Source organism: Listeria sp. ILCC797, assembly GCF_900186185.1.
Classification (GTDB): domain Bacteria; phylum Bacillota; class Bacilli; order Lactobacillales; family Listeriaceae; genus Listeria; species Listeria goaensis.
On record NZ_FYBS01000008.1, the window covers coordinates 40,190 to 53,664 of the forward strand.

The window sequence follows — 13,475 nt, forward strand, 5'->3', positions numbered from 1 at the left end:
GAAGCAAGGTGCGCTTCCTTAGAGAGCTTTTCGGCTCGAACTCGGAGCTTCGCTCCAAGTTCATACTTGGACTCTATGGAAGCAAACTACGCTTCCTAAGAGAGCTTTTTGGCTCGAACTCGGAGCTTCGCTCCAAGTTCATACTTGGACTCTATGGAAGCAAACTACGCTTCCTAAGAGAGTTTTTTGGCTCGAACTCGGAGCTTTGCTCCAAGTTCATACTTGGACTCTAAGGAAGCAAACTACGCTTCCTAAGAGTCCAAGCAAAAAGCCGAACCACTGGTTCGGCTTGCTCTTCATTATAATGCGACTTCTGTCTTGTCGTCTGTGAACTCAAGTTCGACTGCGTCTGTTAGAATGTCTGTGTAGCTGTAGGACACTCTTTCAAAGTTGTTTTCATCTTGATTTAGTTCAACAATGAAAACGGATGGATAGGTTTCTGCTAAAACACCGCAACGTTCAATCGTTTTTTTACGGCCTCCGTTTGCTTTCAATGTTAAAGCTTTACCTAGTCTCTCGTCTAGGCTTTTTTTAATGCTTGCAATGGTTTTTGGCATTATTTTCCACCTCACTAAATAAAATTATAGCATAAAGCAAGAGGAAAATCAATAACAGAATATTTTATCAATGAAATGGTACAATGTCAACAACAATATATCTTTTCTTATAAAAAATTAATCATTTTTTATGAAAAGTTGTAATTCATTACTTATTTTAGCAAATTCAGCAATGCTGAATGTTTCTCCGCGTCTTGATAAATCGATATTTATTTCCGAAAATCGCGCTTCTAATTCAGCTTTTCGTTCCTTTAATTTTGGAAATTTGGACGCTAAATTATTCCAAAGCGTTTTACGTCTTTGAGCAAAAGCCGCGCGAGTCACTTCAAAAAAGAAAATTTCATCGTTCACTTCAGCAGCCGGCTTTTCGCGCTTCACCAAATGAATAACTGCTGAATCCACATTCGGTTGCGGCATGAAGACCGTTTTCGGCACAATGAAGGCCAGTTCCGCTTCCATGTAAAACTGAATTGCAATCGATAAACTGCCGTAGCTTTTTGTTCCTGGATTCGCGCTAATGCGTTCCGCGACCTCTTTTTGTAGCATGAACGTCATTGATTTGGCAGGAACTTTTTCATGCAAAAGCTGCAATATAATTGGCGTGGTCACATAATACGGGAGATTCGCAACAATTCTGAGTGGCGCATCTGGATTTTCAAACTGCTCACGCATTACGTTAAGCACATCCGCTTTTAAAATATCAGAGTGAACAATTTTAATATTTTCATACGGCGAAAGCGTATCCGCAAGAATAGGTAGTAGCCTTTGATCAATTTCAAAAGCAACTACTTGTTTCGCAGAACGCGCCAAATGTTCCGTCAGAGCCCCAATGCCCGGGCCAATTTCGATGACATTTGTTTCACTCGTAACATCAGCCGTCCCAACAATTCGCCGCAAAATATTCGGGTCAATCAAGAAATTTTGCCCGAGACTTTTCTTGAACAAAAAACCGTATTTTTTTAAAATTTCAGTCGTCCGAATAGGCGTTGCAATATCTTTACTCATTCTTTTCCTCCTGTAAAACGGCTTCTAGTGCTCCATCGAATTCCAGTTCTGTGATGCCGAACATTTTTAGACGCACCTCAAGTTGTTTGCCGTTCGTATAACCAATTCGCAAAATGTCACCTAATTTCGTGCGACGCTGTTTCGCACCGGCGCCAAATAAGAGCCCTGAGGCGATAATTTTTTCGCGTGGCACTAGCGTTTCAGCCGCAATTTCCGCACGCGAGTGATAGCTTAAAAGCGCGTTTTGAATAACTTCAACACTGGCGTGCTCCACGCCAAGTCCCCGGCCATATTTCGGCAGTGCATCCTTGCGCGCAATAAACGCGTGTTTGCATCCCGGAACATACGCCTCGATGGTTTTTCTAATTTTTTCTCCCGGAAAATCAGGATCTGTAAAAATAATGACACCGCGTTTTTCTTTGGCGTGTTTAATCTCCTCTAAGATGCTTTGATTAATTGCTGAACCGCCTGTTTCAATGGTGTCGGCAATGACTGCCCGACCAAGCGCCGCCGTGTCGTCCCGGCCTTCCACAACGATAATTTCTTGAATAATTGGTTTCTCCATTTTTAACGTCCTTTTTCAAATCAATAAAGTTATCATACCACAGCCCACAAAAAAAGCGAAGCCTATTTCGCTAGGCTTCGCTCGATATACTTAATTATAAAACACGTACAGTAACAGTTCTGCGTCCCCAGTTTACACAAGAGCCATGGTCTGGGAAATAAACGTCAACGATATTCCCTTTAATTGCTCCACCTGTGTCCCCAGCAATCGCAACGCCGTATCCTTCAACCCAAACTTTTGAGCCTAGTGGAATGACGCTTGGATCAACCGCAACAACTTTTAAGCCCGGGTTCGCACTTAAATTAATACCTGTCGCAGTTCTTCCGCCACCTGTATAAGCTGTTGATTGCATTGTGAAAGTTTTACCGCCACTTGGAGCAGACGCCTGAGAAGAACGATTCACGTTCGACGCTTTCGACTTGCTTGAATGACTTACAGAAACCGTTTGGACGGCTTTTGTTCCACGTGCAACAACTTGATTTTCACTTTTTGTAACAACTGATTCACTGATGCGTTTACGTGCTTTTTCTTTACCATTTTCTAAAACAACTTCATATTTTACTTTTTTAGAGCCTTGTTTACCGGCAGAAACAACCTTTGTTTCACCTTTTTCAAGACTAGCATCGTTTTGATATACTGTATCAAAATTAATTTTTTCGGTCTTTTCTTCTGCCTTTTTATCTACGTATGTAACCAAAATTGCCATATTTTCTTTTAAAGCTGTATGTTTAGCTGGCGAAACGCGGTCATCTTTTTGAAGCTTAATGTTCTTCTCTTCTAAAAGGTCACCAACATTTGCTTTTGTGGACCAAACTTGTTCTTTTTGAGCACCATTTTGTAATACCAAATTAATCGCACGGTCGATTTTTATGTTTAAACCGTCTTTCAATTTCGTATCAAGTGCCACATTAACAACATCATGAGGACGAGTTGTGATATTTTCATCCTTAAGCAACTCTTCTACAGTCGCCTTTGTACTCCACACTTTTGTTTCATTACCGTTATCAGTAATATTCACTTGATTAGCGTTAGAAAACTTAATTTCCATGCCATCTTTAATTTTTGTATTTTTAGATGGTGACACTTCATCGTGTGCACCTAATTTAATTCCTGATTCATCTAAAGCTTCACCAACTGTAGCTGCATGTGTCTTTGCTTCAATTTTTTCACCTGCATTTAAAATGGTGATATCGTTTTTTGTTCCTTCGAAAACGAAATAAAAAACCAGTGCTACTACAATAACAAATCCTGCAATCAAAATAGGTAATTTCCATTTTGATGGTTGGTCTACGTTACTGCTGTTTTCCATGGTCATATATTTCTCCCCTTTCTACTCGCTAGTGATTATATACAAGGGAGGAAAGAACTGTCAATTTTACCAATTCTTTGTTCACATTTTCTCAATATATCATCAAAAACATTGATATAAAGCCACTTGAAAATGTTCATTTTGACAAAATTAGACTTTATGTCAATTAGATGTCAAAAAACTACGACTCAAGACTTAGGCATAAAATCAGGGGGTTTGGACTAATCCATCCCCCTTGTATCCAACAAACTTAAGAATGCATTACAGACAGCCGCTTTTATTACAGGAATGTAACAATTAAAAGTCTATTCGAAATAGCTTTTGGGCGTTATTCGTTGTTGCCGTAGCAATGTCTTCATATTTCATTTCTTTCAATTCGGCGATTTTTTCGGCAACCAACTTGACGTAAGCGGGTTCATTTCTTTTGCCTCGATTGGGGTGTGGAGCGAGATAAGGCGCATCAGTTTCGATTAAAATCCGATCAATTGGTATAGCTTCCGCCGCAATTTTTGGCAACTTCGCATTTTTAAAAGTGACTGTCCCACCGAAAGAAATATAAAAATTCATCGCAAGGCACGCCTCCATGACCTCCACCGTTTCACCGAAGCAATGCATAATGCCGCCGACTTCTTCTGCTTTTTCTTCTTTTAAAATTTGGATAATGTCATCCGTTGCTTCGCGGTTATGAATGACGATGGGCATCTTGACTTCCCTCGCCAACCGAATTTGTTTGCGAAAAACCTCAAATTGAACTTCCTTCGGCGACGTGTCCCAATGATAATCAAGCCCCATTTCGCCTAGCGCCACCATCTTAGGATGCTTCGTAAGTTCCCGCAGCCAATCTAAATCCGCATCTGTGAAATCAATTGCATCTGTAGGGTGCCACCCTAAAATCAAATAAATAAACTCATATTTATCCGCCAGTTCAAGCGCGCGTTCAATTGTTTTGCGATTAAAACCGACAACCGCCATCTTCGTAACATCATTTTCCTTCGCACGTTTAATCACTTCTTCTAAATCATCATTAAACGCGTCATCATTTAAATGTACATGCGTATCAAAAAGCATTTTTACTCCTCCAAAATTCATCTTTCTTCTATTATAATATAAAAAAAGAAGGTGAGCTAGCTCACCTTCTTTTAGGCACCTTCAATTAAATCGCGTTTCTTATAGCCGAAGTAGCCAAGGATAATTAACGCGCAACCGATGATTGTTATGGTCACAAACGTTGGGGCGTCGAAACTTTCCATAGGCATTTGTGGGATAAAACTTTGAATCGCCGTTTTTAAAAACCAGTCTGGCAAGTCTAAAATTCCGCTGAAATAGTTGAGCGCAAATGAATAGCCAAGGTAAACATAGACCAGTTTGCCAAGTTTAGGCGCAAAGCCGAATACAAATGCAGCAAGACCGATGAAAAATAGTACGGCAGGCAAGAAATTAAAGCCGCTTGCTAAAAAGTCACCCATATCCATTGTTGAATTATTTTTCATCACAGAAATGGCTGTACCCCCTAGGCTGCTAACAGCGAGTAAAATTCCGGCTACCGCCGACAAGATGGCCAGCGAAACCGATGTCCAGTACAATTTACTGCGGGTTACCTTCGTCGAATAAAGTTGACTTAAGCGAAGCCGGCTTTCTTCCACAAAAAGTTTATTAATAATCGCAATCGGCAGAATCGCAACGAGGCTCACTAACACCATCATAATCGTTGCCGTGAAAGATTCTTCAATCGAAACGCCCGTTTGCGTAAACATTTGTTTCAACACGTCGTTACTTTCAAGGAACGACTGCATATCGCCGTAAATCGAGCCGTACGCTGCGCCCATAACAGCAAATGCAATCAGCCAGCCGATAATCACGCCTTTATTAATTTTGAAAAATAATCCTGGTACAGAAAGCAAAGATTTTTTCGCCGTAGCGCGTCCTTCCCGCTCTGGCAAATAACCTGCACCCATATCGCGCTTTTGTTCAAGCGCAAACGCGATGACAATCATCACCACACTGAAAATCAAAGCATATAAAAGCGGCAAAACATTATTTTCGGTAAAAGGGTAGGTTAAGTATGTCCACCCCATTGGATTTAGCATGGACAAATCGACATTGGCGACATCCGTTCCAGCACGCAAAATATACAACAGACCTACAATTCCAAGCGAAGCGCCTGTCGCGCTTGATGAATTCGGCATAATTTGCGCCATCACCAAGGCGATAACTGCCCCGATTAAGCCAGCCGCAGCAATTGATGCCCCAAATAGCATCGAACCGCCCAGCGTAATACTTGTTGCGCCAAAACTTGCCATCATGATGGCGATAAACGCGCCTAGTAGGACATTGATTACAATCGTTTCCAGAATGACCGCAAGCGAATTGGATTGGCGACCAACTTGGAACGAGCGCACAAGTTCAGTTAAACCTAAATCTTCTTCTTTTCTCGTGTGCCCAACAACGTGCAGCGCCGAAACGATCATTGCAAATAAGCCACAGAAAAGGAGCATTTCATTCGAGTACATCGCACCAAGCGTATAATCGGCCGCACTGGAAACAGGTGTTGGTCCGACCATCGAGATCATCGCCGGATTTTGCATCGTTTCATACATACCAATTAAGCCTGATCCTTTTGCGATTTCTTCAAACGCTGGAACGTAAGCCCCAGAAAAAGCGCCTAGACCTACTACCCAAAATATAATTTTCTTATAATCGCGTTTGGCATATTGTAGAAATAAAATATGCCAGCGAGCAAATTTTTCTTTCATTAGATTCCCCTCCAGTCCCATCGCCTAACCTTCATAGTGACGCATGAATAGATCTTCAAGCGTAGGAGGTACAGATTCAAATTTTTTGACACCGATCTTAGAAGCCGCTAATAAAATCGTATTAATATGTTGGTTGTCGGCAGAAAATGTGGCTTTATTTTCGTGTTGCGCAAAATCATGTACGCCTTCCACATTCGCAAGTTCGCCTGCGTCGCCTTCTGTTACAACCGTAATCGTTGAACGCGTTAAATGACGTAATTCATCAAGCGTACCAGTTTCCACAATATTCCCTTGCCGAATAATTACGACTTTATCAGCTAAACGTTCTACCTCGCTCAAAATATGAGAGGAAAGCAGAATCGCTTTTCCTGCATGCTTAATTTTTTCCACTTCATCTTGGAAAACCGACTCCATGAGCGGATCCAGTCCAGAAGTTGGCTCATCAAAAATATACAAATCGGACTCAACCGAAAGCGCAGCAATCAAGCCAACTTTTTGACGATTTCCCTTCGAATAGCTCTTCGCTTTTTTCTTAGGGTCAAGTTCAAAACGTTTGATTAAATGATCACGTTTCGCTTTATCGCCGCCGCCGTGAAGTTTCATAAACAAATCAATAATCTCTCCGCCCGTCAAGCTGCCCCAAAGCGCTACATCGCCAGGTACGTATGAAATACGCTTATGAATTTCAAGACTATCCTTCCAAACATCTAAATCAAAAACGGTAACATCACCTGCATCCCGTTTAATGATTCCAAGTATTGTGCGAATTGTTGTCGACTTCCCAGCACCATTTGGTCCGATAAAACCAACGACCTCACCAGCGCCAACAGTAAATGTAACATCTTCTAACGCTTGGAATTTTCCGAATTTTTTTTGCAATCCTCGCACTTTCATAATTTCAGTCATAACACTAGACTCCTTTTTTGACGCGTTTTATTAATGTTCTCATTCCCTTTTAAACTAGAGTTTAAAACTTTTTAATTAAGAACTATAAATTATAACATCGTTCTTAACTAAAGATATTTAACTTTATTTAAAACTAAATAAGATTTATGAGTCCTATAATAGACCCATTTCAAGGATAAGTCAATAATTTTATGAACTATTTTTTTATTGAAGTTTCTACAAGGTTTATATATAATAGAAGAGAAAATAATTATGAACTTTAAAATAGACTTTAGACTTTTGAGAAAGTAGGGATTATCATGAATGGTTTCGAAAAACGCACGGAAGAAAAGAAAAAAAGCGTTTTGGAAGCGGCTTTCAAATTAATGAATACAGAAGCTGGCGTTAAAAACTTAACTGTCGATGATATCGTAAAATCAGCAAACGTCGGCAAAACGACCATTTTTAAATATTTTGGTAGCAAGGAAAATATCATCCACGAGGTGTTCTATACGTTTTTAAACGAAATGGGCGAATCGGCAAAGGCGATTATGGCGGAGAATAAACCATTCGAAGAAACCATCATTGCAATGAGTCAAAATAAAATCCGTTTTTTAGACAAAGTAAATAAGCAATTTTATTTGGATTTAATGGTGTATTTCACTGAAAAAGAGGACGACGGCATGACGCGCATTATGGAGGAGTACACGAAGCAAAGTTTTAATATGATGCTGGATTTATTTCACCGTGGGCGGAAAGAGGGAAAAGTGGACTTGAAATATTCAGATGAGTTCTTAATTCTTTATTTTCAGGCACTCGTCGAAGGCATTTCGAGCCCAGCAATTTATGAGCGTATTTTGCCTTATACGGAGGAATGGACGGAGCTTCTTGTGAAAGGGATTGCGCCGCCGAATAAATGATAAAAAAAACCCCGAGTTCAGTTTGAACTCGGGGGTTTTACTGTTTACTTCACTTTCGCGCCGTTTGGTAGGCCGCTTGGGGCTTCAATGACGCTTAGTTTGCCGCCTGACTCGCCGGATAAGATCATGCCTTCGCTCATTAGGCCGCGGAGTTTAACTGGCTTAAGGTTGGCTACGACAATGACTTTTTTACCGATTAAGTCTTCTGGTGCATAAAACTGGGCAATGCCGGATAGTACTTGGCGGAGTTCGCCTTCGCCTAAATCAAGCTTAAAGCACAACAATTTGTCGGCTTTTTTTACTTTTTCCACTTGTTTCACTTCAGCCACGCGTAAATCGAGTTTGTCGAAGTCTTCGATGCCGATTTCTGGGGTTTCAAACGGTGTGATTTCGGCTTCTCTTTCTTCAGCGGCGGTGACTGGTTGCGTCGCTTTCATTTGTTCTTGGATATATGTTACTTCTTCCGCTGCATCTAGGCGTGGGAAGATTGGCGTGCCTTTTGCGACTACTTTTGTGCCGGCTGGAATGTGGCCAAAGCCAACAAGTGAGTCGAAATCCTGGTTTTTGTCTAAGCCGAGTTGTTCTAAGATGGATTCAGGCGCTTTTGTTAAAAATGGTTTTAATAATACGGCAATGATGCGCAAGCTTTCCGCAAGATGCACCATGACGCTGCCTAGTTCCGCCCGTTTTGATTCGTCTTTCGCTAAAACCCAAGGCGCGGTTTCATCGATATATTTATTCGTTCGTGACACATAAGACCAAAGTTCGCGCAGCGCAACTGAAAACTGCATGTGGTCCATGTTTGCCTCATATTCTTTGACGACCGCGTCCTTGAATGCAAGAAGCGGTTCATCAAACTCGGTAATTTTTCCAGAATAGCTAGGAATTTCGCCATCAAAATATTTGTTAATCATCGCAATCGTGCGGTTTAAAAGGTTCCCCAAGTCGTTCGCGAGGTCGTAATTGATGCGGTCGACAAAATCTTCCGGGGTGAATAAACCGTCTGAGCCGAACGGGACTTCACGGAGCAAATAATAGCGCACGGCATCTAGTCCGTAGCGGTCAATGAGCATATATGGATCCACGACATTTCCTTTTGATTTGGACATTTTGCCGTCTTTCATCAAAATCCAGCCATGCCCGAAAATCATTTTTGGAAGCGGTAAATCGAGCGCCATCAAAATGATTGGCCAGTAAATTGTATGGAAACGCACGATTTCTTTTCCGACAATATGTACGTCAGCTGGCCAGTATTTCTGGAATTTCGCGTCATCATTCGAGCCGTACCCGAGTGCCGTAATATAATTGGAAAGCGCGTCAATCCAAACGTATACCACGTGTTTCGGATTCCCTGGTACTTTAATTCCCCAATCGAACGTCGTGCGAGAAACAGCTAAGTCTTCAAGGCCTGGTTCGATAAAATTTTTAAGCATTTCATTTTTACGTGATTCCGGCAAAATGAATTCAGGATGCGAATTGTAGTAGTCCACTAAACGGGCCGCGTATTTGCTCATGCGGAAGAAATAGGATTCTTCTTTAACGAGCTCCACTTCATTCCCGCTTGGGGCTTTTCCGCCAATGACTTTGCCGTTTTCATCACGGTAAACTTCTTCAAGCTGGGTTTCTGTGAAATATTCTTCATCAGATACGGAATACCAACCTTCATATTCGCCTAAATAGATGTCGCCTTGATCTACTAATTTTTGGAAGATTTTCTCCACGCCCATTTTGTGGCGCGATTCAGTGGTGCGAATAAAATCCGTATTGGTAATTTCTAGTTTTTCCCACAGCCCTTTAAAACCGCTGGCGATTTCATCCACATAGGCTTGTTCTGAAATCCCTTGTTCTTCGGCTTTCGCTTGGATTTTTTGCCCGTGTTCGTCTGTGCCTGTTAAGTAAAAAACGTCAAATCCTTTTAAGCGTTTATAACGCGCCATCGCGTCTCCTGCAACGGTTGTGTACGCATGCCCGATGTGCGCTTTTCCACTTGGATAATAAATGGGCGTTGTAATATAAAATGTATTTTTTTCTTTCGGCAACCCTTTCCCCTCCTAAAATTCTAAACGATTCCGTTATATTATAGCACATTCAGATGCAGATTTTTAGATACCTTTTGTGACACCAATTAGAACGCCGCCGATTACAACGAGTATTACGCCGACAATGACGAACGCCATTTCTTTTTTCGTTTTCTTTTCTCCTAAAAGTAAAATGCCGCCTAGTGTCGAGATTACGACGCCAAGTTGTGATAGAGAGAATCCAGTTGCGACGCCAACAAGCCCGTTTGCATAGAGCATTGCGAGATTTCCGCCCGCCCAAATCATGCCCGGAATCATAATAAGCCACGTCCGCTTCGTGAAGCGCTTTTCTTTCCCATTGTATGTCATCACAAAAGCAGACACCACCATACCAGCAGCCTGCGGTAAAATTGCATCAAAACCATTAATATGGAACCCTTGAATGATAACCACATAACCGATGTAGCCCAGCGATGAAATTGTTAGAAGCATTAAACCGCGACTAACCGATTTATCCGCGTCCGTTTGATGCTCGGCATAAGAAGTCAGATAAATTCCGCCAACAATTAGAACGAGCGCCGAAAAACCTAGAACGAGACGTAGCGTCGTGTCCCACTCATGAAATAAAAGTACGCCGCAAAGCGTTGTACCTACAAGTTGCATGCCTGTTGAGATCGGCATCGCCTTTGAAACACCGATAACTTTAAAAGACTGCAACTGAAACATTTGACCAACAGACCATAAACACCCTGTAAAAAAACTTACGACAAGCGTTTGAGCGGTGTAGTCAGGTTGTCTGAATACAAATACAATTAACGCAAAGACGAACGCACCGAGTGTGACTCCCATTGTTTGTTGGCGTGCTGTTCCCCCGACCTTCGTAATGACAAGCGGCATAATCCCCCATAAAACCGCTGGAATTAATGCAATCAAAATGTTCAAACTTTTGCTCCCCCTTTTAACCCGAATTTTGTACTTCTTCTTATTATAACGGATACTTATTTCGAATGATAGCACGCAACAAAAAAACCAGAGATTCTTCTCGGAAGAATTTCTGGTTTCTGTCCTATTTAACGATTAGTCATCGTCGCCGTCTACGGTCTCTTGATCAAAGTTATAAATTTTAGAGTCTGCCGCACCAACTGTTACATCATATTCCATGTTTCCTTTAACAATTTCAAATTCATATTCTTTACGGCCATTCTCGTAGTCTACCTCACTCGTGATTACACGCCCGCCGCCCGTTCTGCCGAGCGCGATTTGTTGGGCTTTAGAAAGAGAAATTTCTGCCGTTTGGCTTGGCGTTCCATTTGACTTCGTTTGCGCCTGACTGCCACTGCCTGAAGTGCGGATAGTTTCTTTTTCGAACTTGTAAACTTTCGAATCAGCTGCACCGATTTCAACTTCATATTCCGTGTTGCCATTAACAATTTTAAAATCGTACTCTTTACGTCCATCATCGTAATCCGTATAAGCGTTAACTACTCGGCCACCGCCCGTTTTAGCAAGCGCGATTTGTTGGGCTTGTGCAAGCGAAATGCCAGTTGTTCCTGATGTAGATTTATTTGTCGTATTGTTTTCTGAACCTGTTTTGGGACTTGCTTGTCCAGACGTGTTAACCGTTTCTTTTTCATACTTGTAAATTTTAGAATCAAGCGCGCCAACTTCAACATCATGTTTGACATTGCCATTTAAAATCTCAATTTCATAAACTTTTTTATTGTTTTCATCAGCTACTTTAGAAGATGTAACTTTGCCGCCACCAGCTTTCTTGAGGGCAATTTGTTCAGCCTCTGTTACTGTAATTTCTTTTTTATTTGTTGAAGTCGTTCCAGAATTGATTTGTTTTTCTTCATAACTATAAATGCGTGAATCGGCTGCACCGATGTCTATACTATATTTCGTATTTCCTTTAACAATTTCAATTTCATAAACTTTTCTACCATTTTCAGTATCAAGGTTATACTTCACGACTTTACCGCCGCCAGTTTCCTTAAGCGCAATTTTTTTAGCCTGACTCGCCGTAATATCCGCGGCTGCTTCCGCATGTGAATCACTTCCGTTTAACCAAATGCTTCCTGAAACTGCAATTCCACTAATGGTAAGAACCGATACTAATAGTGCTACTCCTACTTTTTTCTTACTCGTATCCATAATCGTTGTTAGTCTTTTTTTCATTGTTTTTTTTCCTCCATAAAAGTTCGTTGATAGTTTAGTATTCAGTGTTTTTCCTCTTCCAATAACGCCAATAATCGTTTCACCATATTCTATTCTGCCGGAGCGATCAAGCCCGCGGACTACTTTTTCATCACACGATTCTTCGCAATCATTTTGAAGTGCTTTCGCCATAAAATAAATCACCGGATTAAACCAATAAATCGCATTTATCATAAGCATCGCGTATCTCACCCAAAGATCTTTTCGTTTAAAATGGACGAGCTCATGTCGGAAAATAAAAGCGAGTTCATCTTCCGAAATTGTTTTATTTGGTATTAAAATCGTTGGGCGCAGCAAATGAATGAACATGGGACTAATTTCCATTTTGCACGTATAAACTGCGACTTTTTTATGTAACAGATTCAAACGTTCTTTTTCTTGTTCTAAAACAGTAAGTATTGCTGCATCTCTTACGGGACTGCTCCATCTTTTAACCAATCTGGAAAATTTAATGTGGCTCCAGAGTGTGTAGGCTAGAAATAGCAGCGCACCAGTTAACCAGATAACAAATAAAATCATTGAAATATCCAGTACGCTATTTCGTTCCGCATCGCTTTGAACTGCAACCGTATTATCCGCGGAAGTTTCTGATTCTAACACAGAAGCTTCTTGAGCAGTTTCAATACGTTCAAGCGGCGGATTATTATTCGTCAGTGAAAAATCGAATGTTGGTCGAAAAGGGATGAGAAGTCCTATTAAAATGATTATCCAAATAACATAACGCCACTTTGCTGCATATTTTTTTGCAAAAAAATAATTAAAGGCAATAAAAGCGAGAATTATAAAGGACATGGCAAGTGAAATCTCAAAAAGCTGTGATAAAAATTTTTCCATGCTGTTTATCCTTCCTTGTTTAGCCAGTCTTTTAATTCATTAATATCATCATGTGTCAAATCTTTTCCATCATATAATGTATTAACTAACTGTGTGATAGAGTTATTGTAGTGTTTCTTCATAAAATTTTTCGTTTCGACTTGTAAATATTCTTCTTCCGAAACGATTGGCGAAAAGCGACGTTCACGCCCATTTTTGCTGCTTTCTAAAAACTCCTTTTCCACTAAACGCGTTAATAAAGTTAACACGGTTTGGGGCTTCCAGTCCTTGTCGTCGGCTAGTTCAGCGATGATTTCGTTCGTTGAAACCGCCCCTGCTAGTTTCCATACAGCTTGCATAACTTCAAATTCAGAATCTGGCAATTTTTTCATGTGTGCACCTCTTTCTACAATTGTCGTTTTTCTTTATAATA

General features: G+C 40.9%; 12 protein-coding genes. 1 reads left to right on the forward strand and 11 read right to left on the reverse strand.

All coding sequences use genetic code 11. The features are described from left to right. Nucleotides 1-299 precede the first annotated feature (299 nt). From veg to BN1609_RS09330, 7 genes are all read right to left on the reverse strand, one after another. Nucleotides 300-557 (reverse strand): biofilm formation stimulator Veg, encoded by a 258-nt coding sequence (veg, locus tag BN1609_RS09300; protein ID WP_088810770.1) that lies wholly within the window; start codon nt 555-557, stop codon nt 300-302. A 117-nt stretch (nt 558-674) separates the two neighbouring features. Further along, nucleotides 675-1,562: a 16S rRNA (adenine(1518)-N(6)/adenine(1519)-N(6))-dimethyltransferase RsmA gene (gene rsmA, locus BN1609_RS09305; RefSeq protein ID WP_088810771.1), complete on the reverse strand. Its 888-nt coding sequence runs from the start codon at nt 1,560-1,562 to the stop codon at nt 675-677. After that, the gene (gene rnmV / locus BN1609_RS09310; RefSeq protein ID WP_088825825.1) at nt 1,555-2,127 is read right to left on the reverse strand and encodes a ribonuclease M5; all 573 of its coding nucleotides are present in this window, start codon (nt 2,125-2,127) and stop codon (nt 1,555-1,557) included. The genes rsmA and rnmV overlap by 8 nt, the downstream gene beginning before the upstream one ends. A 94-nt stretch (nt 2,128-2,221) precedes the next feature. Continuing rightward, nucleotides 2,222-3,442 (reverse strand): G5 and 3D domain-containing protein, encoded by a 1,221-nt coding sequence (locus BN1609_RS09315; RefSeq protein ID WP_088810773.1) that lies wholly within the window; start codon nt 3,440-3,442, stop codon nt 2,222-2,224. A 291-nt stretch (nt 3,443-3,733) separates the two neighbouring features. Next, nucleotides 3,734-4,504 carry a TatD family hydrolase gene (locus BN1609_RS09320; protein WP_088810774.1) on the reverse strand — a complete coding sequence of 257 codons (771 nt, stop codon included), beginning with the start codon at nt 4,502-4,504 and terminating at the stop codon, nt 3,734-3,736. A 71-nt stretch (nt 4,505-4,575) separates the two neighbouring features. Continuing rightward, entirely contained in the window at nt 4,576-6,189 is a 1,614-nt protein-coding gene (locus tag BN1609_RS09325) for an ABC transporter permease (protein WP_088825826.1), read from the reverse strand. 24 nt (nt 6,190-6,213) lie between these two features. Further along, complete coding sequence (locus BN1609_RS09330) at nt 6,214-7,095, reverse strand: ABC transporter ATP-binding protein (protein ID WP_088825827.1); 882 nt, start codon at nt 7,093-7,095, stop codon at nt 6,214-6,216. Nucleotides 7,096-7,394: 299 nt separating this feature from the next. Between BN1609_RS09330 and BN1609_RS09335 the strand changes: the two genes are divergently transcribed. Next, on the forward strand, nt 7,395-7,994 hold the full coding sequence (locus tag BN1609_RS09335; RefSeq protein ID WP_088815910.1) for a TetR/AcrR family transcriptional regulator: 600 nt from the start codon (nt 7,395-7,397) through the stop codon (nt 7,992-7,994). A gap of 44 nt (nt 7,995-8,038) precedes the next feature. On the opposite strand, the gene metG is transcribed toward BN1609_RS09335, so the two are convergent. From metG to BN1609_RS09355, 4 genes are all read right to left on the reverse strand, one after another. Continuing rightward, entirely contained in the window at nt 8,039-10,033 is a 1,995-nt protein-coding gene (metG, locus tag BN1609_RS09340) for a methionine--tRNA ligase (protein ID WP_088840782.1), read from the reverse strand. Nucleotides 10,034-10,096: 63 nt separating this feature from the next. Beyond that, nucleotides 10,097-10,954: a GRP family sugar transporter gene (locus BN1609_RS09345; RefSeq protein WP_088810779.1), complete on the reverse strand. Its 858-nt coding sequence runs from the start codon at nt 10,952-10,954 to the stop codon at nt 10,097-10,099. Nucleotides 10,955-11,089: 135 nt separating this feature from the next. After that, complete coding sequence (locus tag BN1609_RS09350) at nt 11,090-13,063, reverse strand: M56 family metallopeptidase (protein WP_088840783.1); 1,974 nt, start codon at nt 13,061-13,063, stop codon at nt 11,090-11,092. Nucleotides 13,064-13,068: 5 nt separating this feature from the next. After that, nucleotides 13,069-13,434 (reverse strand): BlaI/MecI/CopY family transcriptional regulator, encoded by a 366-nt coding sequence (locus BN1609_RS09355; protein WP_088810781.1) that lies wholly within the window; start codon nt 13,432-13,434, stop codon nt 13,069-13,071. Nucleotides 13,435-13,475 lie beyond the last annotated feature (41 nt).